Annotated in this window: 25 protein-coding genes and 1 tRNA gene; 9 read left to right on the top strand and 17 right to left on the bottom strand. The window is 61.0% G+C overall.

Annotated elements, in window-relative coordinates; all coding sequences use genetic code 11:
• Positions 1 to 6 precede the first annotated feature (6 nt).
• Positions 7 to 444: an iron-sulfur cluster assembly scaffold protein gene (locus X735_RS155435; RefSeq protein WP_023810483.1), complete on the bottom strand. Its 438-nt coding sequence runs from the start codon at positions 442 to 444 to the stop codon at positions 7 to 9.
• Between the two features lie 239 nt (positions 445 to 683).
• Here X735_RS155435 and folE point away from each other — a divergent pair, with 239 nt between their 5' ends.
• The 3 genes from folE to X735_RS155450 all read left to right on the top strand — a co-directional run bounded on the left by folE (position 684) and on the right by X735_RS155450 (position 2,927).
• The gene (folE, locus tag X735_RS155440) at positions 684 to 1,319 is read left to right on the top strand and encodes a GTP cyclohydrolase I FolE (RefSeq protein WP_023810482.1); all 636 of its coding nucleotides are present in this window, start codon (positions 684 to 686) and stop codon (positions 1,317 to 1,319) included.
• A 90-nt stretch (positions 1,320 to 1,409) separates the two neighbouring features.
• Positions 1,410 to 1,871, top strand: a complete 462-nt coding sequence (hisI, locus tag X735_RS155445; RefSeq protein WP_023810481.1) for a phosphoribosyl-AMP cyclohydrolase — start codon at positions 1,410 to 1,412, stop codon at positions 1,869 to 1,871.
• A gap of 81 nt (positions 1,872 to 1,952) precedes the next feature.
• Positions 1,953 to 2,927 carry a patatin family protein gene (locus X735_RS155450; RefSeq protein WP_196815316.1) on the top strand — a complete coding sequence of 325 codons (975 nt, stop codon included), beginning with the start codon at positions 1,953 to 1,955 and terminating at the stop codon, positions 2,925 to 2,927.
• Positions 2,928 to 2,934: 7 nt separating this feature from the next.
• Here X735_RS155450 and recJ read toward each other — a convergent pair whose 3' ends face one another.
• From recJ to X735_RS155485, 8 genes are all read right to left on the bottom strand, one after another.
• Positions 2,935 to 4,719, bottom strand: coding sequence for a single-stranded-DNA-specific exonuclease RecJ (gene recJ, locus X735_RS155455; RefSeq protein ID WP_023810479.1), 1,785 nt, complete (start codon positions 4,717 to 4,719; stop codon positions 2,935 to 2,937).
• Between the two features lie 180 nt (positions 4,720 to 4,899).
• Complete coding sequence (locus X735_RS155460) at positions 4,900 to 5,133, bottom strand: DUF6434 domain-containing protein (protein WP_023810478.1); 234 nt, start codon at positions 5,131 to 5,133, stop codon at positions 4,900 to 4,902.
• A 73-nt stretch (positions 5,134 to 5,206) separates the two neighbouring features.
• Entirely contained in the window at positions 5,207 to 6,190 is a 984-nt protein-coding gene (gene glpX / locus X735_RS155465; protein WP_023810477.1) for a class II fructose-bisphosphatase, read from the bottom strand.
• A 202-nt stretch (positions 6,191 to 6,392) separates the two neighbouring features.
• Positions 6,393 to 6,560: a Thivi_2564 family membrane protein gene (locus X735_RS1000000167335; RefSeq protein WP_023810476.1), complete on the bottom strand. Its 168-nt coding sequence runs from the start codon at positions 6,558 to 6,560 to the stop codon at positions 6,393 to 6,395.
• Positions 6,561 to 6,631: 71 nt separating this feature from the next.
• Entirely contained in the window at positions 6,632 to 6,988 is a 357-nt protein-coding gene (locus X735_RS155470; RefSeq protein WP_023810475.1) for a hypothetical protein, read from the bottom strand.
• 132 nt (positions 6,989 to 7,120) lie between these two features.
• Positions 7,121 to 8,434 (bottom strand): homoserine dehydrogenase, encoded by a 1,314-nt coding sequence (locus tag X735_RS155475; protein WP_023810474.1) that lies wholly within the window; start codon positions 8,432 to 8,434, stop codon positions 7,121 to 7,123.
• A gap of 47 nt (positions 8,435 to 8,481) precedes the next feature.
• Positions 8,482 to 9,699, bottom strand: coding sequence for an LL-diaminopimelate aminotransferase (locus tag X735_RS155480; RefSeq protein ID WP_023810473.1), 1,218 nt, complete (start codon positions 9,697 to 9,699; stop codon positions 8,482 to 8,484).
• Positions 9,700 to 9,743: 44 nt separating this feature from the next.
• Positions 9,744 to 10,136, bottom strand: a complete 393-nt coding sequence (locus X735_RS155485) for a hypothetical protein (protein WP_023810472.1) — start codon at positions 10,134 to 10,136, stop codon at positions 9,744 to 9,746.
• 97 nt (positions 10,137 to 10,233) lie between these two features.
• Between X735_RS155485 and phaC the strand changes: the two genes are divergently transcribed.
• The 4 genes from phaC to X735_RS155505 all read left to right on the top strand — a co-directional run bounded on the left by phaC (position 10,234) and on the right by X735_RS155505 (position 14,428).
• Positions 10,234 to 12,069 carry a class I poly(R)-hydroxyalkanoic acid synthase gene (phaC, locus tag X735_RS155490; RefSeq protein ID WP_023810471.1) on the top strand — a complete coding sequence of 612 codons (1,836 nt, stop codon included), beginning with the start codon at positions 10,234 to 10,236 and terminating at the stop codon, positions 12,067 to 12,069.
• 216 nt (positions 12,070 to 12,285) lie between these two features.
• Entirely contained in the window at positions 12,286 to 13,533 is a 1,248-nt protein-coding gene (locus X735_RS155495) for a YcbK family protein (RefSeq protein ID WP_023810470.1), read from the top strand.
• 241 nt (positions 13,534 to 13,774) lie between these two features.
• A tRNA-Glu gene (locus X735_RS155500) sits at positions 13,775 to 13,849 on the top strand.
• 336 nt (positions 13,850 to 14,185) lie between these two features.
• Positions 14,186 to 14,428: a hypothetical protein gene (locus X735_RS155505; RefSeq protein WP_023810468.1), complete on the top strand. Its 243-nt coding sequence runs from the start codon at positions 14,186 to 14,188 to the stop codon at positions 14,426 to 14,428.
• Between the two features lie 155 nt (positions 14,429 to 14,583).
• Here the strand turns inward: X735_RS155505 and X735_RS0134005 are convergent, their stop codons facing one another.
• Positions 14,584 to 14,817: a hypothetical protein gene (locus X735_RS0134005; RefSeq protein ID WP_031212982.1), complete on the bottom strand. Its 234-nt coding sequence runs from the start codon at positions 14,815 to 14,817 to the stop codon at positions 14,584 to 14,586.
• 768 nt (positions 14,818 to 15,585) lie between these two features.
• On the opposite strand from X735_RS0134005, the gene X735_RS155515 reads away from it, so the two are divergent.
• Both X735_RS155515 and X735_RS0134000 read left to right on the top strand, forming a co-directional pair.
• The gene (locus tag X735_RS155515; protein ID WP_155930570.1) at positions 15,586 to 15,804 is read left to right on the top strand and encodes a hypothetical protein; all 219 of its coding nucleotides are present in this window, start codon (positions 15,586 to 15,588) and stop codon (positions 15,802 to 15,804) included.
• 38 nt (positions 15,805 to 15,842) lie between these two features.
• Positions 15,843 to 16,142 carry a hypothetical protein gene (locus X735_RS0134000; RefSeq protein ID WP_245273186.1) on the top strand — a complete coding sequence of 100 codons (300 nt, stop codon included), beginning with the start codon at positions 15,843 to 15,845 and terminating at the stop codon, positions 16,140 to 16,142.
• Positions 16,143 to 17,909: 1,767 nt separating this feature from the next.
• Here the strand turns inward: X735_RS0134000 and X735_RS155520 are convergent.
• The 7 genes from X735_RS155520 to X735_RS155545 form a co-directional block, all read right to left on the bottom strand.
• Positions 17,910 to 18,212: a DUF1330 domain-containing protein gene (locus tag X735_RS155520; protein WP_023810464.1), complete on the bottom strand. Its 303-nt coding sequence runs from the start codon at positions 18,210 to 18,212 to the stop codon at positions 17,910 to 17,912.
• A 114-nt stretch (positions 18,213 to 18,326) separates the two neighbouring features.
• Positions 18,327 to 18,569, bottom strand: a complete 243-nt coding sequence (locus X735_RS1000000167330; RefSeq protein ID WP_081734816.1) for a hypothetical protein — start codon at positions 18,567 to 18,569, stop codon at positions 18,327 to 18,329.
• Positions 18,570 to 18,963: 394 nt separating this feature from the next.
• Complete coding sequence (locus X735_RS155525; RefSeq protein ID WP_023810463.1) at positions 18,964 to 19,371, bottom strand: TadE/TadG family type IV pilus assembly protein; 408 nt, start codon at positions 19,369 to 19,371, stop codon at positions 18,964 to 18,966.
• Positions 19,361 to 19,786, bottom strand: a complete 426-nt coding sequence (locus tag X735_RS155530) for a TadE/TadG family type IV pilus assembly protein (RefSeq protein ID WP_050592670.1) — start codon at positions 19,784 to 19,786, stop codon at positions 19,361 to 19,363. The genes X735_RS155525 and X735_RS155530 overlap by 11 nt, the downstream gene beginning before the upstream one ends.
• 19 nt (positions 19,787 to 19,805) lie before the next feature.
• Positions 19,806 to 21,032 (bottom strand): pilus assembly protein TadG-related protein, encoded by a 1,227-nt coding sequence (locus X735_RS155535; RefSeq protein WP_023810461.1) that lies wholly within the window; start codon positions 21,030 to 21,032, stop codon positions 19,806 to 19,808.
• A 282-nt stretch (positions 21,033 to 21,314) separates the two neighbouring features.
• On the bottom strand, positions 21,315 to 21,578 hold the full coding sequence (locus X735_RS155540) for a DUF6074 family protein (RefSeq protein ID WP_023810460.1): 264 nt from the start codon (positions 21,576 to 21,578) through the stop codon (positions 21,315 to 21,317).
• A 215-nt stretch (positions 21,579 to 21,793) separates the two neighbouring features.
• The gene (locus X735_RS155545; RefSeq protein ID WP_023810459.1) at positions 21,794 to 22,090 is read right to left on the bottom strand and encodes a DUF982 domain-containing protein; all 297 of its coding nucleotides are present in this window, start codon (positions 22,088 to 22,090) and stop codon (positions 21,794 to 21,796) included.
• Between the last annotated feature and the right edge of the window lie 90 nt (positions 22,091 to 22,180).

Below are 22,180 nucleotides of genomic sequence, written 5' to 3'. Positions count from 1 at the left end.
CGGCCCTCAGGCTTCGGCGCGCTTCTCGATCTGGCCGATGGCGTCGACCACGGCGTCGAAAGTCAGCATGGTCGAGGCATGACGGGCCTTGTAATCGCGCACCGGCTCCAGATATCTGAGGTCCGCGAAGCGACCGTCCGGCGGGGCGCCATCTTCCTTGAGCATCTTCAGCATGGTGTCGCGCACCGCGCGCAATTCCTCGGCGCTCGCGCCGACGACATGTTGCGCCATGATCGATGACGACGCCTGGCCGAGCGCGCAGGCCTTCACATCATGGGCAAAGTCCGTGACCACGCCGTCCTGCATCTTGAGGTCGACGGTGACCGTGGAACCGCATAGCTTGGAGTGCGCCTTGGCGGTTGCGTCAGGATGATCGAGCCGGCCGATGCGGCCAATGTTCCCGGCAAAACCGAGAATTTTCGCGTTGTAGACCTCGTTTATCATTATTTTCCAATCCGTCGCCGCCAAGCGAACAGCGATTGCCGCTGTCGTGTCTTCCTTTCGCTCGCTATGACCTTATATAATGGTGGCAGTCCGGTATCGACAAGAAGACGAAAGCCAATGTCCTTGCCGGGAAGTTCACGCCGCTTACGGGGCTGGAAACGGGGCGAGTTTCCGACACCGAAAGGTCGTGGTCCGTTCAACTCGTTCCTCCGCCGAGAGGGACTACGGGAGACGCCTTTATGGATGCCGTCATCAAGAAGCTCATGCCACAGTCAGCCTATATGGAAAAGCCGGTCACCGACCGGCCGAGCGAAGCCGAAGTCGAAGCCGCCGTGCGCACGCTTTTGCGCTGGACCGGCGACAATCCGGACCGCGAGGGGCTGGTCGACACGCCGAAGCGGGTGGCAAAGGCCTACCGCGAAATGTTCGGTGGCTACGACATGTGCCCGGCCGACGAGCTCGGCCGCACCTTCGAGGAGGTCGCCGGCTACGATGATCTGGTCATCGTCAAGGACATAACATTCCATTCACATTGCGAGCACCATATGGTGCCGATCATCGGCAAGGCGCATGTCGGCTATCTTCCGGACGGCAAGGTTGTCGGCCTGTCTAAGATCGCCCGCGTCGTCGATATCTTCGCCCACCGCCTGCAGACCCAGGAGGCGCTGACGGCGCAGATCGCCGGCGTCATCCAGGACGTGCTCAATCCGCGCGGCGTCGCCGTCATGATCGAGGCCGAGCACATGTGCATGGCCATGCGCGGCATCCGCAAGCAGGGTTCAACCACGCTGACCTCGACCTTCACCGGCGTTTTCAAGGACACGCCCGAAGAGCAGGTCCGTTTCGTCACCATGGTGCGCGGCGGCGGGGTCTGATCGGCCCTCGCCGGCCATCAGACCATGATCCCGAAAAGTGGAGACCGGTTTTCGGACAAGATCATGGTCAAAGAGGAAAATGGACCGGCGATGTCGGCACTGGAATTTCCAAAAGCTCCGTCGGACAAGAAAGCGCTTGAGGAAGGCGCGGTGTTTTCGCCGCGCTTCGATGCAGCCGGGCTGGTCACGGTCATCGTGACAGACGCCGCGGACGGCATGCTGTTGATGGTTGCGCATATGAATGCGCAAGCACTGGCACTGACACTGGAGACCGGCATAGCCCACTACTGGTCGCGCTCGCGCGACGAACTTTGGAAAAAGGGCGAAACATCAGGCAATTTTCAGCATGTCGTCGAGATGCTCACGGATTGTGACCAGGATGCCATATGGTTGCGCGTCAAAGTATTGGGCCACGACGCAACCTGTCACACTGGCCGGCGTTCATGCTTTTATCGGACGGTGGGGCTGATCGATGGCAAGGGGACGCTTGCCGACGACGGCAGCAAGCCGCTGTTCGATGCGGAAAAAACGTATCGGAAACCACTAGCTTGAACCTTCTGCCTGACACCGACCACACGGATTCATCATTTCGATACGGCCCGCTCGTATAGTAGCCGTGGGACAAGGGAGATCATGATGCTCGAGTGGGCGTCATTGCGTAACAGACCAGATGTCAGGGAGGCCAACGGCCTGTCCTCGTCAGGCGGCGCGTCCGAAACGAACTCCCAGAAGAAAACAGGCATTTCGCTCGCCTTAGGTGGCGGGTGCGCCCGCGGCTGGGCGCATATAGGCGTGCTGCGCGCGCTCGACGAAGCCGGCATCGAAGTATCGATGATCGCCGGCACCTCGATCGGCGCGCTGGTCGGCGGCTGCTATCTCGCCGGCAAACTGGACGAACTGGAAGAATTCGCCCGCAGCCTGACCAAGCGCCGCATCTTCGGCCTGCTCGATCTCAATTTGCGCGGCAGCGGCCTGTTCGGCGGCATGAAGCTCGATGCAAGGCTGCGCGAGCACATGGCCGGCATTCGTTTCGAGGACCTTGCCAAGCCGTTCGTGGCGGTCACCTCCGAAATCCGCACCGGCCACGAAATCTGGCTGTCGAGCGGCTCATTGATCACCGCCATGCGCGCCTCCTATGCGCTTCCCGGCGTGTTCGAGCCGGTGAATTGCAATGGCCGCGTGCTGGTCGACGGCGCGCTGGTCAACCCCGTACCGGTTTCGGTCTGCCGCGCCTACGAGCAGCCGCTCGTCGTGGCGGTCAACCTTCACTATGATCTGTTCGGCCGTGCCGCGGTGATAAAACACAGCGCCGGCGAACTGGTCATCGAAAAGGACGCACCAAGGCCCGGCAAGGTCGACGCCGAGCACCAGTCGCATCAGACGCGGCTCGGCATTACCGGCGTCATGGTCGAGGCCTTCAACATCATCCAGGACCGCATTTCGCGTGCCAGGCTTGCCGGCGACCCGCCCGATATGTCGCTGCAGCCGAAGCTCAGCCATATCGGCCTGACCGAGTTCCACCGCGCCGACGAGGCGATCAACATCGGCTATCAGGCGACGATGGCCCAGATCGGCGAGTTGACCCGGCTGCAGACCGTTCTCGCCTGATCAAAACCTACGCACGCGCCGCATCGGTGATGCGAAACTGCACGGTGCGGTTGCCGTTCCAGTAATTTCCCGACAGCGAACCGGCGACGTGGATCGTCTTGCCCCGGTTCTTGAACAGAAATTCGCCAAGCGCGGTATCGACGGCGCGAAAGGCGATCGCCTGGATGCGGCCGCCGCTTTCCGATTGCAGCTCCACGCGGATGTGGTTGGTGCCGACCGGCCGCGCATCGGCTAGTCGGTGGCGCGGCAGCGCGAAAACGGGGGCAGCGTGCCCGGCACCGAAGGGTCCGGCCTTCTCCAGCGCATCGAGCAGGCTGAGCGTCGCGCCTTCAGCGGCAAGCGCACCGTCTATGGCCAGGCTTTCCTCGCCCTGCAGGCGGAACACGTCGGCTGCCGCCCGCTCTTCGAAAAACGCCCTGAGCTCACCAAGCTTCGCCCGCTCGACGGTGATGCCCGCCGCCATGCCATGGCCGCCGCCCTTGACGATCAGCCCCGCAACGGCCGCCTCGCGCACCAGCCGGCCGAGGTCGAAACCCGAGACCGAGCGGCCCGAACCGGTGCCGATGCCCACAGTGTTGAAGGCGATGGCGAAGGCCGGCCGGCGGGCGTGGTCCTTCAATCGCGAAGCGAGCAGGCCGACAATACCCGGATGCCAGCTGTTGCTGGCGGTGACGACGATAGCCGGGCCATTGCCGCCGGCAAGCTCTGCATCGGCCTCGGCGCGCGCCGCCGCGAGCATCTCCTGCTCCATCAACTGCCGTTCCTGGTTGAGCCGGTCGAGCGTCTCGGCAATGGTGCGCGCCTCCACCGGGTCGTCGGTCGCAAGCAACCGGCTGCCAAGTGCGGCATCGCCGATGCGTCCGCCGGCATTGATGCGCGGACCGATCAGATAGGCCAGATGGAAAGTGCTGATCGGCTCGCCGATGCGCGACACCCGTGCCAGTGCCGCCAGCCCTTCATTCTTCTGCTGGCGCGCCATCTGCAGCCCCTTGACCACGAAGGCACGGTTGACGCCGGTCAGTGGCACCACGTCACAAACAGTGGCCAATGCCACGATATCGAGCAGCGAAAGCAGGTCTGGCGGCGTAGCATCGGGCATGCGGCTACGCAGGATCCTGGCCGTCTGCACAAGGGCGAGGAAGACCACGCCGGCGGCACAGAGATGGCCCTGCCCGGAAAGGTCGTCGTCGCGATTGGGATTGACGACAGCGATTGCCGCCGGCAAGGCACCGCCGACCTGGTGGTGGTCGAGCACCACGACGTCGGCCCCGGCCTCGTTGGCGGCATCGATGGAAACGGCGCTGTTGGTGCCGCAATCGACAGTGACGATCAGTGTCGCACCACGCGAAACAAGTTCGCGCATGGCGTCGGGGTTGGGGCCATAGCCCTCGAAAATACGGTCCGGGATGTAGATTTCCGACGGCACCGAGAAATGCGTGAGGAACCGCTTCAGCAACGCCGACGAGGCGGCGCCGTCGACATCATAGTCGCCGAAGATCGCCACCTTTTCCCTGGCCATCACTGCGGCGGCGATGCGGGCCGCCGCCCTGTCCATGTCGGTCAGCGATGCCGGATCCGGCAGAAGATCGCGGATCGTCGGGTCGAGAAACCGCTCGGTTTGTTCGGCGGTGACACCACGGCCGGCAAGCACCCGCGCGACGATGTCGGGCACGCCATGGCCTTGCGCGATGGCGAGCGCAATCATGTCCTGGCGTTCTGTCAGCCGATGTTCCCAGGAAACCCCTGATACCGACTGCCTGACATCGAGGAAGAGGCGTTTTTCGCCGGTCATACGCTTTGCCAACTCATCGTTGGCCGCACGACAATGCATGCCGCCCATAAGTGCGCAGCGGTTTTGAGGCCACGACCCGCATTGGCAACAATTTCAAGCGCGTCACGTTCACGCGACGCTCTATAGGCCAAAGGCGGGCAAAGCCATGCGATTCACGGGTGTGCGCCGTCCCGGAATAGGTCAAGAAAACTGCGCTTTCCGCTTTTCAGCCTGTCGCCTAAGCCATTCGTCGGCCGCATCGCCCATCGTCTTTTCCACACCGTCCTTGAGCCAGGCCATGAAAGGCCGGTCGAACATGAATGCGTTGCCGCATTCCCGGATGAGAAAGCGACGCACATTCTGGGTGTTGCGATAGGACTTTGTGATGGCGGTGGCACGCGAAATCGGATCCGCATGCCAGTCGAACGGTTTCATCGTCAAATCCCTGCAGCCATCATCGGATGCGCCCGAATGGCTAACAATTGCAAGGCGGCTTCGCAAGCGAGCGTCAGAACTTATCCAGATCCTGATGGCGGGCCTTGATCTCGCGCACCGTCCGCGACGACGAGCGCAGCACGATCGTGTGGGTGGTGATGTAATTGTGGCCGAACTTGACGCCAGCCAGCATGTTGCCGTCGGTGACACCGGTGGCCGCGAACAACACATCGCCGCGCGCCATGTCCTCCGTCCGATAGACCCGTTTCGGATTGGAAATACCCATCTTTGCCGCGCGAGCAACCTTTTCCGCCGTGTCGAGGATCAGTCTGCCCTGCATCTGGCCGCCGGTGCAGCGCAGCGCGGCAGCGGCCAGCACGCCCTCGGGTGCTCCGCCAGTGCCCAGATAAATATCGATGCCGGTTTCTTCCGGGTCCGTGGTGTGGATGACGCCGGCGACATCGCCATCGCCGATCAGCCGGATCGCGGCCCCCGTGGCGCGCACGGCATCGATCAGCTTGGCATGGCGCGGCCGGTCGAGAATGCAGGTGGTGATTTCCGATACAGCGACGCCCTTGGCCCGAGCGAGGCTGGCGATGTTCTCAGCCGCCGAGGCGTCGATGTCGATGACGCCGTCCGCATAGCCCGGACCGATGGCGATCTTGTCCATGTAGACGTCCGGCGCGAACAGCAGGCTGCCCTTTTCGGCGATCGCGATGACCGCGAGTGCATTGGGCAGGTTCTTGGCGCAAATCGTCGTGCCTTCGAGCGGATCGAGCGCGATATCGACGGCCGGACCTTTGCCAGTGCCGACTTCCTCGCCGATGTAGAGCATCGGCGCCTCATCCCGTTCGCCTTCGCCGATCACCACCGTGCCCTTGATGGAAAGCCGGTTGAGCTCCTGGCGCATGGCATCCACGGCTACCTGGTCGGCCGCCTTTTCGTCGCCGCGCCCGCGCAGCCTGGCGGCCGCGACGGCGGCTCGTTCGGTGACGCGCACCAGTTCCATGGTGAGTATCCGGTCAAGGCCGGCGACGATGTTCTGGGCCACATTCATCTGGTGATTTCCTCGTTGGCAATGCGGCCCCCGCCGGAGGCGGGCCTGTTTTGTCAAACGAGCATGACAACGGCAAGACCTGCGGAAGATTTTATCGAATAGTCAGCAATATCAATCGATTAAACCGCATTTTTGAAACAAGGCCAGCCGGCCGCAATGAACCGGGCCGGCCTTGAAAAGCGAAAGTTAGACCTCTTTGGCGCTAGAAAACCGCAAGATATTTGAGCAGCGAAATGATGCCGATTATGAGGACGATAACCTGCACGATCTGCCTCATCCGGCCGTCGAGCGGCAGGCGCTGAACAAGATAGAGAACGAGGATGATGACGAGGAATGTGATCAGGATGCTAATCAAGGCGGATGAAGCCACAGTGCCCTCCTTAAAAATGATGTGCTGAAACAAGGAAACGAGCCGGCAAACCCGGCCCTATCGCGCCGTGGTCAATACCAGCGGCGCGACGTATCGTTCGTCGACTGACCTATGGCGAAACCGGCCATAAAGCCGAGCAAACCGATCACGCCGACCAGGGCAGTCGTCGTACCGGGGTTTTCGCGCGCTACTTCCGAGACGGACTGAGCCTGGCTGCGCAGTTGTTGCGCCGTACGCGAAGCGCGGCTCGCGGCCGTGTCGTACAACTCGGACGCCTGTTCGCTGGCGTCATCGAGCATTTCCGCGCCCCGCGCCGAAATGCTCTTGTTGATCTTGGTGATCTCCTTGCGCAAATCGGCAATCTGCTTTTCCAGCGTCTTCTGGATGTCGTCGATATTAGGGGTGTCGGACTTGTTGGCATCGGCCATGAAGCGGTTCCTCTGGTTGCTGACCAAGAGAACGGCGACGACACCAATTCGTTCCCGTGTGGCGGCTGTCCCCACCAGACCGGACCTCAATGCCTGCGGGATTCCTGTCCCGCAGGGCCTATCGGGCAAAAGCTACCCTGCCCGCTCGATGCGGATGACCTGCGGCTTGTCGGTCAGATGGCCATCCTTGGTGATGCCGTCGACGGCCTTGCGCACAGCGGCCTCGGTCGTCTCGTGGGTGACGAGGATCACCGTTTTTTGTGCCGCCGCTTCGCCGTTGACCGCGTGCTGGACGATCGATTCCAGCGAAATATCGCTGTCGGCCATGCGCTTGGCTATTGCCGCGAACACACCGATGCGGTCATGCACGGTCAGCCGGATGAAGTAGCCGCCGGCATGGCTGCGCATCTGCGCCTTCTTGTAGGGTTTCAGCTCCTTCGCCGGCCGTCCGAAGACCGGACCATGCTGGAATCCTGGCCGGCTCTTGGCGATGTCGGCGATGTCGCCGATGACGGCCGAGGCGGTGGCGTTGCCGCCGGCACCGGGGCCTGATAGCAGCAGTTCGCCCAGAATGTCGGTCTCGATCGCCACCGCATTGGTGACGCCATGCACCTGCGCGATGACCGATGCGGTCGGCACCATCGTCGGATGCACGCGCTGCTCGATGCCGCTCTCGGTGCGCTGGGCGACACCCAGCAACTTGATCCGGTAGCCAAGATCGGCGGCCGCGCGGATGTCGGCCTGGGTGATGTTGGAGATGCCCTCCATGTAGATGTCATTGGCGGCGATCCTGGTGCCAAAGGCAAGGCTGGTCAGGATCGACAGCTTGTGCGCGGTGTCGTGGCCCTCGATGTCGAAGGTCGGATCGGCTTCGGCATAGCCCAGCCGCTGCGCGTCCTTCAGGCAAGCATCAAACGAGATGCCCTCGGCCTCCATGCGCGTCAGGATGTAGTTGCAGGTGCCGTTGAGGATGCCGAACACGCGGGTGACCGAATTGCCGGCCATCGCCTCGCGCATGGTCTTGATGACGGGAATGCCGCCCGCCACTGCCGCCTCGTAGTTGAGCAGCACGCCCTTCTTCTCGGCGATTTCGGCCAGCGCAACGCCATGCTTGGCCAGCAGCGCCTTGTTGGCAGTGACGACATGACGGCCGGCTTCGAGTGCCGCTTTCACCGATGAGCGCGACGGACCCTCGTCGCCGCCGATCAGTTCGACGAACACGTCGATTTCGGCGGTCTGCGCCATCTTGACCGGATCGTCGAACCACTCTGCCGAGCTGAGATCGACGCCGCGATCGCGCTTCGGGTCACGCGCCGAGATGGCGGTGACGATGACGTCGCGGCCGCACTGGCGGGTCAGTTCCACCGCCTTGTCGCGCAGCACGCGCGCCACCGACGCGCCAACGGTGCCGAGGCCGGCAATTCCAACACGCAATGCTTCAGCCATATCCGGCGACGTCCCTCAAAATTCGATCGAAATCGTCTGCGGCAAGCTTACCGATGAGCGGAGAGCGGCACGACATTGTTGGGCTGCTTGGCGCTGGTCGACAAGAAGCGCTTGATGTTGCGCGCCGCCTGCCGGATCCTGTGCTCGTTCTCGACCAGAGCGACGCGCACGAATTCGTCGCCATGCTCGCCGAAGCCAACACCCGGCGCCACGGCCACGTCGGCATGTTCGATGAGCAGCTTGGAGAATTCGAGCGAGCCGAGATGTCGGAACGGCTCCGGGATTGGCGCCCAGGCGAACATCGATGCCGCCGGTGCCGGAATGGTCCAGCCAGCGCGGCCGAAGGCATCGACCATCACGTCGCGGCGCTTGTGATAGATATCGCGCACCTCGGCGATGTCGGCGCCGTCGCCGTTGAGCGCGTGTGCCGCCGCCACCTGGATCGGCGTGAAGGCGCCGTAATCGAGGTAGGATTTCACCCGCGTCAGCGCCGAGATCAGCCGCTCGTTGCCGACGGCAAAGCCCATCCGCCAACCGGGCATGGAGAAGGTCTTCGACATGGAGGTGAATTCGACGCAAACGTCGATCGCGCCAGGCACCTGCAGCACCGAAGGCGGCGGATTGCCGTCGAAATAGATCTCCGAATAGGCAAGGTCGGACAGGATGATGATGTCGTTCTTCTTGGCGAAGGCGACCACATCCTTGTAGAAATCGAGCGAGGCGACCAGCGCCGTCGGGTTCGACGGATAGTTGAGGATCAGCGCCAGCGGCTTCGGGATCGAATGTTTGACCCCGCGCTCGAGCGCCGGGATGAAGCCGTCGTCCGGCTCCACCTGCAGCGAGCGGATGACGCCACCCGACATGATGAAGCCGAAGGCATGGATCGGATAGGTCGGGTTCGGGCACAGGATCACGTCGCCGGGCGCCGTGATCGCCTGCGCCATGTTGGCGAAGCCTTCCTTGGAGCCAAGCGTGGCCACCACTTGCGTGTCGGGGTTGAGCTTCACGCCGAAGCGCCTGCCATAGTAGGCGGCCTGGGCGCGACGCAGGCCCGGAATGCCACGCGACGAGGAATAGCGATGCGTGCGCGGGTCGCGCACGACCTCGCACAATTTGTCGACGATAGCCTTGGGCGTCGGCAGGTCCGGATTGCCCATGCCGAGGTCGATGATGTCGGCGCCACGCGATCGGGCGCTGGCCTTCAGCCGGTTGACCTGCTCGAACACGTAAGGCGGAAGCCGGCGAACCTTGTGAAATTCTTCCATGGCAGTTCCAGACAGCGAAGGGGTGTTGGGCGCGCGCTATATACTTATTTGCAGGTAGGGTCGAGGGTGGGGTCGCATTTGGCTTCGATCTGCCTCAGCGTTTCGTCGCCATGCTTCTTGGCCAGATCCGTCAGCGCCGCCTGGTTGGCGACCTTCGGGCCGCCGCCCTTTGCCGCCTGCGCATTCTCATCCGCCTTCAATTGCGCGAGCTTGGCGTTCTTCTCGGCTTCGGTGAACTGCGACGCCGCCACTTGCGGCTTGATGTTCAGGTTCGGAAAGGTGCCGGTATCCTTCGGCCCCGCACCCGCAGCGACAGGCGTCGGGCCATTCGTGTTGGTGCTCGAGCACCCGGCAATCCCGATGAGGACGATCGCCACGCCGATGCGGCAAAAACGTCCGGCACCGAAAAAAACAGTCTCGCCAATATTAATCGTCATATTGTTTCCCTGGCAGCCGAGGTAGAGCGAGATTGGCCCGGTCGGATGTCCCATGTTAATATGTCAAGAAAAGGCCTCGGGAGGAACCCCGCCAACCATGTCCAAAACACCCGATTCGGGCAAAGCGGAAGATGACGAGCCTTCGACCGTCGAGCAATATCTGGTGAAGGACCCGGAACGCTTCGCCCTGAACATGGCGCGCATGATCGAGCAGGCCGGCAAGGCAGCTTCCGCCTGGGCTGAGCCGCGCGAAAAAGGCGACGTGCGCGACCATGTCGCCGAGCCCGTTGTCGATATGGTGAAGACCTTTTCCAAGCTCAGCGAATACTGGCTTGCCGATCCGCAGCGCGCGCTGGAAGCGCAGACGCGGTTGTTCTCCGGCTATATGACGGTCTGGGCCAACGCCATTCAGCGCACCAGCAACGCCGCGCAAGACACCGAGGACGCGGTCAAGCCGGAGCGCGGGGACAAGCGCTTCCTCGACCCGGAATGGGGCCGCAATGCCTTCTTCGATTTCCTCAAGCAGGCCTATCTCGTCACCTCGCGCTGGGCGGCCGATCTGGTCGAGCACGCCGAAGGTCTGGACGAGCACACCCGCCACAAGGCCGGCTTTTACGTCAAGCAGGTGTCCAACGCCATCTCGCCGTCGAATTTCATCCTGACCAATCCGGAACTGTTCCGTGAAACCGTCGCCTCGAACGGCGAAAACCTGGTGCGCGGCATGAAGATGCTGGCCGAGGACATCGCCGCCGGCAAGGGCGACCTGAAGCTGCGGCAGGCCGACTACTCCCCCTTCGAGATCGGCAGGAACATCGCCACCACTCCCGGCAAGGTGGTCGGCCGCAGCGACGTCGCCGAAATCATCCAGTACGACCCGGCCACCGAGACGGTGCTCAAGCGGCCCCTGCTGATCTGCCCGCCATGGATCAACAAATTCTACATCCTCGATCTGAACCCGCAGAAATCCTTCATTCGCTGGGCGGTTGAACAGGGCCACACCGTGTTCGTCATCTCCTGGATCAATCCGGACGAGCGCCACGGCACCAAGAGCTGGGAAGCCTATATCCGCGAGGGTCTGCAATATGGCCTCGACACGGTCGAGAAGGCCACCGGCGAACGCGACGTCAACGCGATCGGCTATTGCGTCGGCGGCACGCTTTTGGCGGCGGCACTGGCGCTGATGGCGCAAGAGGGCGACGACCGCATAAAATCGGCTACGTTCTTCACCACGCAGGTCGACTTCACCCATGCCGGCGACCTGAAAGTGTTCGTCGACGAAGAACAGGTCGCCGCTGTGGAAAAGTCGATGAGCGAAAAAGGCTATCTCGACGGCACCAAGATGGCGACCGCCTTCAACATGCTGCGCTCAGGCGACCTGATCTGGCCCTATGTCGTCAACAACTACATGCGCGGCAAGGATCCCCTGCCCTTCGACCTGCTCTACTGGAATGCAGATTCCACCCGCATGGCGGCGGCCAATCACTCTTTCTACCTGCGCAACTGCTATCTCGAGAACAACCTTTCGCAAGGCACGATGGAACTGGCGGGCCATACGGTCTCGCTCGGCGACATCACCATCCCGGTCTACAACCTCGCCTCCAAGGAAGATCACATCGCGCCGGCGCTTTCGGTGTTCCTCGGCTCGAAATATTTCGGCGGCACAGTCGAGTATGTGATGGCCGGATCGGGCCATATCGCCGGTGTCGTCAATCCGCCGGCATCCAACAAATACCAGTATTGGACCGGGGGTATGCCGACGGGCGACTTTAGCCAGTGGATAGCCAATGCCACCGACCATCCAGGATCCTGGTGGCCGCACTGGCAAGACTGGATAGAGGCCAAGGACAACACGCGCGTGCCTGCCCGCAAACCGGGCAAGCATATGAAAACCTTGGGTGATGCTCCCGGCACCTATGTGAAAGTACGTGTGTAACGGACTGTAATGTGTGGTGAGTTGACGGACCGCCAAAAGCGGGCGAAATGGTGTCGTCAACCATCAAGCGGCCGTAATTCGGCAATCACCGCAAAAATACTTTCAGGCTTGCGGATTTGACACAGGTCTCGTTTCCGGATCGGAGACAAAGGTCACCCTGGCATCGACGCATGCGTGTGGCGCCAAGGATATACCGACCGGACATCGAGGGGGAATTTGACTTTGAAATCAGCAGGATGGAGCCTCGCAAAGGGAGAACGCCGCGCCATTGTGGCAGCGCTCTGCTCCTTGCTTCTGGCCTCCTGCACTTCGGCTGGCGACCCGACAATGTCGGTCGGAATGCCCGGTTACAATGCCACCGCATCGGACATAAACGCGGCCTCCAGCGGCAAGGCGATCGCCTCCGATTCGTCTGATATCACGACCGAGCAGACGACGGTGATGACGGCAAGCGATACGGCGCTGCCTGAAAAAGTCGCCTACGTGCCTATGTCCAAACCGGGAGCTGCCTTTCCGCTGACCACGCCGGCGGGCGCCGAAACCATCGTTGGAAACACGCCGCAATCGCTGACGCAGCAGGCACAGACCGCGCGCCAAACCGACGCGGTCGCCCAGCAGATTGCCGCGGTCGACGGCGACGTGGCGGCGCCGAAGCCCGCTGCCGTTCCGGCCATGAACAACCCGGTCTATGTGACAGCTGGCGAGATGCCGCAGGCCGAAGCACCAAAGAAGAAAGGCTTCCTCGCCTCGATGTTTGGCGCAACGCCAGCCTCGGCGACACCAGCCCCCATCATCAGCAACGCCCGGACGGGCGAGCAGCCCCCGGCGCAGGCAAAAGCGGCGCCAGCAGCGGCAAAGCCGATCATCACGCTTGCCTCGGCCAGTTCCACGGCCAAGCCGGTGCAGCTGGCTTCGCTCGGCGGCGATACCGGCCACGTCACTGGCAGCGATGCCCTGCCCGGCGTGCGCCAAACGGCCCTGTTCGAGATCAAGCGCAAGTCCGGCCTCGATGACGAAAGCGACGTCGACCTCAACGAGGATGAGGGGCCAATCGGCGGCTCCTATCAGGTTGCGTCAGCCGCCGGCATGGCCCGGTTGGCGCCCAACGGGCTGCTCAAGCAGAACGAGAGCGTCGACGTGGCCTGCCTGAAGCCGTCGCTGGTGCGTGTGCTGAAGACGATCGAAGGCCACTACGGCCGCAAGATGACGGTGACGTCAGGCTATCGCGACCCGGCCCGCAACCGGCGCGCCAACGGCGCCAAAAATTCGCTGCACATGTATTGCGCCGCCGCCGACATCCAGGTGCCCGGCGTTTCGAAATGGGAACTGGCGAGCTACATCAGAAGCATGCCCGGCCGCGGCGGCGTCGGCACCTACTGCCACACAGAATCGGTTCACGTCGACGTCGGCCCCGAGCGCGACTGGAACTGGCGCTGCCGCCGGCGCAGCGGCGGTGACGGCTAGCGCGGATCTGAGATCGGCTGGCGGCCAAGATCGTTCCGTTGGGCATCCCGAATATCGGATTGGCCGAAGCCTTCCCAACTTCATCATTCCGGAGCAGAGCGATGCGGCGTCCCCGCTAATCGTCAAGCTCGCCAACTTCGGGAAATCGTTGATTTGGCAGGCCCGGAAAAAAGTTGTCCAAGGTGGCACCTGACGGGTTGCCGGTTGCGCACAACGCCAGTATAAGCCGCTTCGTCTGAGCGCGCCCATCGTCTAGCGGTTAGGACACCGCCCTTTCACGGCGGTAACAGGGGTTCGATTCCCCTTGGGCGTACCAGATCTTTCAACGACTTAGCCGAATCTGTACCCCATTCGTCACATAAGCGTCGAATAAGCGCAGCGAATTTCAGCGGACGTTCGCGCACAAACCGAATCAACGTGACTGAGAAAAGCCCGCCACCGTGAGGTAGCGGGCCAAACGCGACAGTTCAGGCTGCGCCGCCTTCCGAAGCGTTGACCGCCTCTTCCAATACTTCTTCCGGTAGGAACGACCAGAGCAGCGCGTCAATGTCCTCATGCTTGGTCCGCGAATATGTCGGGTGCGAGCAGATCGAAGTTGGCTTGGTGGACTGGATAACCAGCAAGTAGTTTCGGGGTTAGGAATTAAGGCCATATGGCCCGCTTCTTCTTTGATCTAACGGACGATGGCGAAGTGTTTCCCGACCCTGAAGGCACCGAGCTTAAAAGCCGGAAAGCCGCTGAAGATGAGGCAGCAACAGCGTTACTCGAAATAGCCAAAGACCAGATGCCGGAAACTTTCAGGAAAGTTGCCATCCGTGTCCGCGACCACACCAGCAAGCCGCTATTCACCGTGAAGGTCACGTTCGAGTGGGTGCGTGAGCTGCCCGATGGATGAGGACATCGCCTTAGAGCTATTCATTATGGCGGCGCACCGACGCCAGCGACATGCGGTCGCTGAGGCAGACAACATGCTTTCGGCCATCGCGGAGACGCGCCGCACAATCGCAGAGTCGCGCAAGCTGCTAGAAGGACTAACCGACACGTCAGGCCTTAAGTGGGTAGCACCGGCCCAGTAGTGTTCCACCGGATGAACTCGACTTCCCTTCCGGTCACATCCCGCACGGCTTTCAAAAGCACCTCATGTAAGACGCGTGTCTGTCTGTAGTGGTCGCAGAGCGGCGATATGAACGGCTTGACGATGCTCAGGTGCAGCGCTTCCGCTGCCACCAGAAAGCGCTCGATTTCAACCTGTGATAACTGCTTGGAAGGTTTCGATCGGGCCATTTGTGCGAACTCCGTTTGAGGGGATCGCCGCAACGGAAGGATTATATTCCTCATCGCCATCGGGCTGGCAAGCGACCGTAGTCGGCCCGATCAAGCAGCCGAGCATCGAGCGCGAGCATCAGCGGCTAAAGCGACCTAGCACCCGGATCGACCTTTCTTGATTTGTGAAGCCTTGGCTTCGGCAGCAAGGCGTTGTTCTCGAAGTCGGGCAGTTTTTGTATCTCGCGCCTCTCTCTCGGCCGCGTTAGCAATCTTTGCCTCACGGTCTGCGCGCTCCAACCGGTCTTTGTCGACGCTCCGCTGGGACAGTTTGGCCTCCTGCAGAAGAACCTTCAATTTACAGTTTGCTAAAATGTTCCCATCAATTTTGTCGCCCTGAGGGAGCAGTGACGGCCTTCCGATGTTCTGCTCCGCCAGGGGAACCGAGCGCGATCCAAACCTCCTTTCGGAGCGTGTTCCAGTGGGTCCGCCCCCACTGGCGGGCAGAGGCGGACCCGGCCGGGGCTTGGAGCCTCGGCCCGGCAGCGGGGGACGCTGCCGCCATTTCCAACCCGCCTCGACATATCAGGTTCCGCTAATACATAAAAAAGCCCCCACAGTTCGGCAGCGGGCCAAACCTTGGATGGAAATCAGATCACCAGCAGGGTTCGAACATTGGCCAATTCACCGGTCCTGTCCCGTGCCACTGAATGACGAAGCATCCTTATGGGCCGGAACTTTGATGCAATAGCGAAGTTCGAGAGGAGATATTTTCGCAGCAGGCACGCAATGAACGGGATCGTAAACGACATCCTGGCCGAGGTGGCAGAGATACTTCCGTCGCTATCACCGGACGAAAAAGATTTGCTGCCGAAACTGCCAGTCGACGCGCCCAATTTTCCCAACGACCTGGAACCGGTGATTCGAGCGGAGACGCCACCCCCGGAGCAGAAAGCAGAAACCGCAGACCGTCACTGCGACGGGAAGCCGCCTCAAGGCGAAGCCTGATGTCGGACGACGGGCGGAACCGAGTTCGGGAAGGCGCGTTGCTCACCAGCGCCACGTCACGAAAGGCCGGAGCAATGGCGGACAATCTATCTCGCAGGCAAGAACAGCGTGGCACGCGAAGACTCATGGCGTGGGGCGTGGCGGTTATCGCCGTCCTTTTTCTAGGCCTGATAGCATTCTTTGTACTCACGCCTTTATCGAACGGCTCTTGGCAGACGGCACCGTTCAAGCGTGCTCCTGAGCAAAACCAGGGCGGTAATGCGCCAGCGGACACGTCACCCAGCCCAGGCGTGAAAAAAGACCCTCAGGAAAATACTGAAATGCCCGAGCAGCAGTAGTGGGGTTGGGAACAAATCCGCACCGGTCTGGAAAACTTTTTTCGGGCTGCCGGGCGATTTTAACAAAGAACCCGCCCGCCGACCTTTCCCGCGCGGACCTTCTGGTAATGCTCCTACGAGCGGCCCTGATGCTCCGAAACGTAACCCAGCGCTTGACCCGAGGGTCCAAGAGCCCCTGTCGGGCGTGGCGGAAGAAATGGGGCTCAGGAGGGCGGACCATCCGAACGATAGTGGGCGATTGGCTGTCGCTAATGCGTATCTGCCGGTTCCGCATGCATTGGACGAGGACAGCACTGTGGAAGGAAACGCATGATCAACGCACCATGAGCGCGAGTGACCCTGAGATTGACTGTCAGGAGGCGATGGGCCGGCTTTCAGGTCATCGTGGGCTGAATGCTGGAGGGCCGATATCCCGCACGAGCGCCGCCCGTGACATCAAGCGGCGGCTCGGCGAGGAAAGCGACGTAGAAGGCATAGGCATGATCATGGTGCTTACATTCGTCGCGACCAGGCACCCACCTCATATCGGCCGACCACCACGCTTGCGCTTGCATAAACCTCTGCGCGAATTCGATCTTGAAGCGTCTCGGGACCGAGTTTCTGAAGCTGTGATAACGCCCATCTGCTCGTGCTGACGTTCGCTTGTCATACTGGTGTCCCCCCGGATGAAAAAGCACAACAAGTTAGAGCTCGAATGCAGGCCCTTGGCGCACTCTAAAGCCGAGCGGCTCATCTGCACTTTAGAGATGTCTAACATAAATGGCGGCTGAAAGGGTGTCTAGGCGCATCCTCATTGGACCTCCCAGAAGTCCTTCAGCGAGGCGAACCCGCCTTGGCGGCCTAGCACGACAGGCTTTTCGAAAGCGGCTACATCCTGAGAATCGACCGCTATGCATCAACCTGGGACAGTCCAAAGGCAGGTCAGCAGCCTTCCGTGGTCTTTTTCATCTGACCAGGAGCAGCCGAGTTAGCATCGGTGTCCTGTTGACCTGGGGCGGCCTGCTTGGCGCTGCCAGTTTGTTGACCCGGAGCGCAGTCCTTGGCGGAGTTCGAGTTCGTTCCACTCGTGGTGGTCGAATCCGTGCCCTGNGTGCTCTTCCGATCTTACCAGTTTGTTGACCCGGAGCGCAGTCCTTGGCGGAGTTCGAGTTCGTTCCACTCGTGGTGGTCGAATCCGTGCCCTGATCGGTCGTAGTGCTCGGCATGGTCTTGGTTGTCGAGGTCGACGATCCGCCTGTGGTCGTGTCGGTCGATTGCGCAAATGCGAGGCCAGTTGACAGTGCCATAATGGCTGAAGCGAAAAGAACCTGTTTCATGATCAACTCCATTTCGGAATGTCCCTTTGGTACCGAACTTCGCTGCGGCACGACGGTTCCAAGAAAAATGGGCAATCCAGAGGTCCGCACCTGGGATTGCCCTATGGCCCGCCACTGGGAAGCTCTCTACCGTTATCTTCAACGAAGACCTGTCTTCCGCGATCACACCATAGGCTAACGCGGTCACACGGGTCATAATCCTGCTACAAAGTGGTCGATTCCTCAGGGATGTAGCCGCTCCAAGAGCCCGCCGCAGGTCGCCCCCGTGGCGGGCTTTTCAATTGCACGGTCGAGTTGGGTTCTCGGCACTGCGATGATGAGAAAGCCCCGCAGTGGTGGTAAGCCCGTATTTATTGCCTGGTTTCCCGGCTTTAAACAGCTGACTTCGCGGTGTGCGGATTCGGGCAAAAGCCGGATTCTGCCTGATGAAGGCGGAGCCGAGTCACCACTGTCAAACAGTGGGTGTTGCGATCCCCTCAAGCGCAATTATCCTGGTGTTGGCGCAACGCTTACGGATTTCGATAAGGCGCGCGTATTCCGGCGAATTGTACCAGCCCATCAATGACGTCATGTCGGGAAATTCGATAATAACCAAACGGTGTGGCTCCCAATCACCTTCCAAAACCTTGGTCGCACCGCCACGACCTAGATATTTCCCACCATAACGCTCCTCGGTGGCCGGCACATCCCGCCGGTATTCCTCGAACACGGCAGCGTCCTTTATGTCTACATCCGCGATCAGATAGGCGGCCATTTGCGCATCCTTCTTCTCAACGGCGCCCGACCCTTGCGTTCCACTCCCAGGGGGCGGCGCCCGTCGGTCAAGACGACTCTCTTCAGCGCTTCAACCGGCATTCGCCATGCGAAGTCAAAAGCCTGTTACAATCCACGGGTTGGAGTCGTATCCGAGGCGCGGCTCTGCCTTTGCGCCGCTATCTTGCGATTTGGCGGTTCCGGTGACACCGCAGTCCAGATTTGGAACGGGCTTCTTGGCTGACGGGTTGGTGGAACACAAGGCGGCGGCATCACTGACCGCCACCTTCTTTTCCTTGGCATCAGCGACACCAGTCGCAGCGAAAACCACAGCCGCGCAAAATACAGCCACTCTCATTGGAACCCCCTTTATTGCACCCGATAGATGGTCCGACATGACGTAACGTCATCTCAATATTAGCACTAATGAATATATTATCTAGCCCCTTGCCATCAAAAGCAGGCTGAGAGCCAGGCTTGCAGCGCGACCGCCAAAACCGGTGCCGATCTGGACACCAGCCGGCATGAGTCGCATTCTGCTCGTGGGGAAGGATGTGGATCGACAAAACACAGGGGCTGATCAGGCCAAACGCTAGCGGGACCGGACCCTGCGCGGCCGCCGGAGGCGTCTGTCGCATAACGTCGTGTCGTGGGCGCTGATCCTGATGGCGATAACCATTCTCGGTGGTCTAATCGCGCTCAAGGCGTACAAGTAAGCAGAGCCCCAGCACGCGAAGCTATCAGGCCACAGCCTAGCCGCTGCCAAGCAGCGGCACGGTAACGGTTGTCGCGTAGTTGATGGGGAAGGAACTGAAGTAGGGAAAGTCGATGACGAAGGCATAGGCCGCGGTCAGATGCGCCATGCGGAAGCCGCCGCTCACCGGGTCGATGGCGATGGTGACGTTCACGTCCTTAAACCCCAAGGCCTGCAATTTCTGCGTGGCGATCGATTGAATGTCGGCCTGGGTCAGCGTGTTCTTAAGCTGCAGCGAGCGCGCTGACGTCTCCAGCGTATAGCGAACACTGGAGACCGAGTGCATCGACCAGCCAAAAGCGAAGATCCCGAACAGCAGCATGACGAGGAAGGGGGCGATTAGCGCGAACTCCAGCCCGGCCCCGCCCGATCGATCCTGCCGGAACGCGCTTACCCTAGCGGACACGGATCATCTCCTGGTGACCGATTACAGTGGAAGTGGCAAATGGGCCGAAGGCAATTGGCGGCACCCAGGTGCCCGATGCCTGTATCTGGACATAGACCGCCGGCACCTTCGGCCCACTGCACATGGTGGACACGTCGACCACCGTCGCCCCGCACATACGGATGCGGCTTAGCGTGACCTGACCGTCCTCCGGCCGATTTTCCCAGCTCGCAATGGCAAGAGCTTGGGTCGCCGCATCATCGGTCGATCCGCTCATGACCAGGTTCGCGGCGGTCTTCACACCGGCGCGCATCGACAGTGAACTCGTTACGTAGGACCAGCCGTCCAGAATACCAAGCAGCACCAGGCACAGAATGGGCAGCACCATCGCGAACTCGACCGCCGCAACGCCCGAATCATCGCCAAGGTTCGGCATCGATCGGCGCCCCACGGGGCTACTCGGAAAGTGCCACGGACCGCGCGGCTGGAATGTTGGGCACTCCGAGGCTTGAGCAATCCTGATTGATGGTTGAATTACCGGACCATTGAATCGTATTGGCGACGACCCTGGTGCAGCCGCCCTTGCCCGAGAAGTTGCCAAGATAGTTCACTTGCTGCTTGGGGAAATAGATCGCCCCGGTCAAAAGCGAGTCCGCCGTGCCGTTGAATGTGCTGGATGCACTCATGCCGGTCCTGTCGCCGTAGAACAGAACGCCTGAGTAGGTGCCCGAAGTCGCCGCGCTGAGGTTCACGGACGCATTGCCATTCATGCTGACAGTCGAGCTGCCCGACATGAAGATGGTCACCCCGCTGCCAGTGATGGCCGCATTGGCGTTTATCTTGAAACTGCCCTGGACGACATAGACGCCGGGCGAAAGCGTGACATTGCCCTTTAGGTTCATGCCGCTGCAATAGGTGCCTGGACCGAGCGTCGCCTTGTTGTCGTTCTGGCAGGTGGTCCCGGCCACCGGGGCCGGCAGGTCGACAAAGGGATCGCCGGCAGGCAGTGCCTGGGTGATCGGGGCCGCGCAGACGGTCCTGACGGGATTGCTGAGAGAGACACCGCCCGCCGATATCAGGCAATCGGCCTGCAGACCGGCCGAGCCCTGAAGCTTGATGGCGTCCGAGGCGATCGAATTGGACATGACCGAGCAGCCGCTGAGCTTAACGCTGGTACTGCCGGAAAACAGCACTGCCTGCGAAGCGGATGGATCGAGCGCGAGCATGCAGGCACTCGAGGCATCGGTAATGACGGCCACCGCCCTCGCCTGTTCGGGAACCTTTTCCTGTGTAAAGATCAGGGTGAACATCCGGTCGAGCTTCTGGCCTACGATCACCTCGACCGCTTTTTTTGCCGTATTCGGTCCGGACGCTGGGGGCGTATTGACGACGATCGTGCCCGAGCCCAGTCCGTTCGACGCCGCGGACTGGGTCGCGGCCGCGACGATCGTCGGCTTGTCGGAACCCGAGATCTGTTCGAGCGCACCGGCATAAGCGGCTGCATCGGCCGTCGCCTGCAATCTCAGGCTGTTGTAGTACCAATAGGAGGTCTCGACGCCGAAGCCCGCAGCGCCGACAACGACCGGCAAGGTCAAGGCAAAAATCGTAGCGACATTCGCGCCCGTGCTGCGGCGCATGGCGTCCATTACAAGCCGAACACGGGTGAAGCTACTCAAGGCCATGGTTTAAATTAGAAAGCACGCATAGATGAACGAATGGCTAAAAAGTTCGTTGCATTTTTGAGCAGTGGTCCATTGGCTTCAAAAAAGAAGTGTTTCGCTGGCTGACCAACGCGCAAGCGCATCGATGTCTCAGAGTGGGCCGCCCCTCAAGGCCGGCGGGAAATTGCCGGATTCGCAGCCGAGACCGCGCGAACAACGACCGGGTCTCCGAAAAACACACCGGAGTAAGCGTATTTACAAATTACTGATGCATGTGTGGAGGATGGAGGTTCAGGATTTGCTTCAAGCGGAAAGAATTGGCATCGACTCCGCGACCGTATCAGCCAACATCTCTCGCTGCACGGCCAGGAAAAACCTGCGCACTTCATCGCTGGCTGCCGTTCTGTCCCTGCCGGATCCGACCACAAGATCGAGCAACTCCGACGCTTTGGCCCTCCAGAAGGAGGTGGCGGTCTCGCCATGCAGATTGCCGAGCTTGGCAGCAACCTCTCGAACCAAGAATACCTGACGGTCGATCGGGAATGCACGAACTTTTTCTGGAGACATCTTCCGAACCATGAGACTGATGCAACGAATCAACCACTGCCAACAAGCAATGGCATAGCCGGGAAGATGGAAACGGAAGCTTAACGGCGCCGACGATGGTGCATCCTGGTGCAGTCATCGCGGACGAGACCCGCGCAGGCGCGTGCGAGATCCTCATGGGCGTTCAACCGCGTTCGTTGGCGTGCCAATCGAGCCAGGCGAAACGGGCGACGGCCTTACGCCTGGAACGCCCTCGCCTCACCGCCGCGCTTGCGCGGCGTCATCATATCCCTGGCCATCAGTCCACTGGCGCGGCAAAACGCCATGAACGCCCGGCAGGCATCCTCGGTCTTGACCACCTCCACCGTGGCGCCAAAGCAGGCGTTGAACGCTTTCTGATAGATCGGGCCCTGACGGCGCGCAGGCCAGTCCTGGAGAAAATCGAGCGCCTGTTCGACGCCATAGATCTCCTCGACTGGCAGACCGGATCCAGGCGCTATGCGCACCGGCACCTCGAATTGCAGTCTATCCATTTCCTGTCTCCCGAACGGCGTCGCCGAGGCAACGCCGTTCGTCGTCAAAAGTTGCTTTGACCGGCTTTTGGCTCAGAAATGTGTCGTCAC

The sequence above is a fragment of the Mesorhizobium sp. L2C084A000 genome, assembly GCF_000502875.1.
GTDB lineage: Bacteria > Pseudomonadota > Alphaproteobacteria > Rhizobiales > Rhizobiaceae > Mesorhizobium.
The sequence above is the reverse complement of the archived record's forward strand: the minus strand, read 5'-3'. Positions and strand labels throughout refer to the sequence as shown.

What these genes read in the sequence shown, in the direction of transcription:
- X735_RS155435 (WP_023810483.1), bottom strand. Translation starts at nt 444, where the DNA reads ATGATAAACGAGGTCTACAACGCGAAAATTCTCGGTTTTGCCGGGAAC.
- folE (WP_023810482.1), top strand. Translation starts at nt 684, where the DNA reads ATGGATGCCGTCATCAAGAAGCTCATGCCACAGTCAGCCTATATGGAA.
- hisI (WP_023810481.1), top strand. Translation starts at nt 1,410, where the DNA reads ATGTCGGCACTGGAATTTCCAAAAGCTCCGTCGGACAAGAAAGCGCTT.
- X735_RS155450 (WP_196815316.1), top strand. Translation starts at nt 1,953, where the DNA reads ATGATGCTCGAGTGGGCGTCATTGCGTAACAGACCAGATGTCAGGGAG.
- recJ (WP_023810479.1), bottom strand. Translation starts at nt 4,719, where the DNA reads ATGACCGGCGAAAAACGCCTCTTCCTCGATGTCAGGCAGTCGGTATCA.
- X735_RS155460 (WP_023810478.1), bottom strand. Translation starts at nt 5,133, where the DNA reads ATGAAACCGTTCGACTGGCATGCGGATCCGATTTCGCGTGCCACCGCC.
- glpX (WP_023810477.1), bottom strand. Translation starts at nt 6,190, where the DNA reads ATGAATGTGGCCCAGAACATCGTCGCCGGCCTTGACCGGATACTCACC.
- X735_RS155470 (WP_023810475.1), bottom strand. Translation starts at nt 6,988, where the DNA reads ATGGCCGATGCCAACAAGTCCGACACCCCTAATATCGACGACATCCAG.
- X735_RS155475 (WP_023810474.1), bottom strand. Translation starts at nt 8,434, where the DNA reads ATGGCTGAAGCATTGCGTGTTGGAATTGCCGGCCTCGGCACCGTTGGC.
- X735_RS155480 (WP_023810473.1), bottom strand. Translation starts at nt 9,699, where the DNA reads ATGGAAGAATTTCACAAGGTTCGCCGGCTTCCGCCTTACGTGTTCGAG.
- X735_RS155485 (WP_023810472.1), bottom strand. Translation starts at nt 10,136, where the DNA reads ATGACGATTAATATTGGCGAGACTGTTTTTTTCGGTGCCGGACGTTTT.
- phaC (WP_023810471.1), top strand. Translation starts at nt 10,234, where the DNA reads ATGTCCAAAACACCCGATTCGGGCAAAGCGGAAGATGACGAGCCTTCG.
- X735_RS155505 (WP_023810468.1), top strand. Translation starts at nt 14,186, where the DNA reads ATGGCCCGCTTCTTCTTTGATCTAACGGACGATGGCGAAGTGTTTCCC.
- X735_RS0134005 (WP_031212982.1), bottom strand. Translation starts at nt 14,817, where the DNA reads ATGGCCCGATCGAAACCTTCCAAGCAGTTATCACAGGTTGAAATCGAG.
- X735_RS155515 (WP_155930570.1), top strand. Translation starts at nt 15,586, where the DNA reads ATGAACGGGATCGTAAACGACATCCTGGCCGAGGTGGCAGAGATACTT.
- X735_RS155520 (WP_023810464.1), bottom strand. Translation starts at nt 18,212, where the DNA reads ATGGCCGCCTATCTGATCGCGGATGTAGACATAAAGGACGCTGCCGTG.
- X735_RS1000000167330 (WP_081734816.1), bottom strand. Translation starts at nt 18,569, where the DNA reads ATGAGAGTGGCTGTATTTTGCGCGGCTGTGGTTTTCGCTGCGACTGGT.
- X735_RS155530 (WP_050592670.1), bottom strand. Translation starts at nt 19,786, where the DNA reads ATGCCGAACCTTGGCGATGATTCGGGCGTTGCGGCGGTCGAGTTCGCG.
- X735_RS155535 (WP_023810461.1), bottom strand. Translation starts at nt 21,032, where the DNA reads ATGGCCTTGAGTAGCTTCACCCGTGTTCGGCTTGTAATGGACGCCATG.
- X735_RS155540 (WP_023810460.1), bottom strand. Translation starts at nt 21,578, where the DNA reads ATGTCTCCAGAAAAAGTTCGTGCATTCCCGATCGACCGTCAGGTATTC.
- X735_RS155545 (WP_023810459.1), bottom strand. Translation starts at nt 22,090, where the DNA reads ATGGATAGACTGCAATTCGAGGTGCCGGTGCGCATAGCGCCTGGATCC.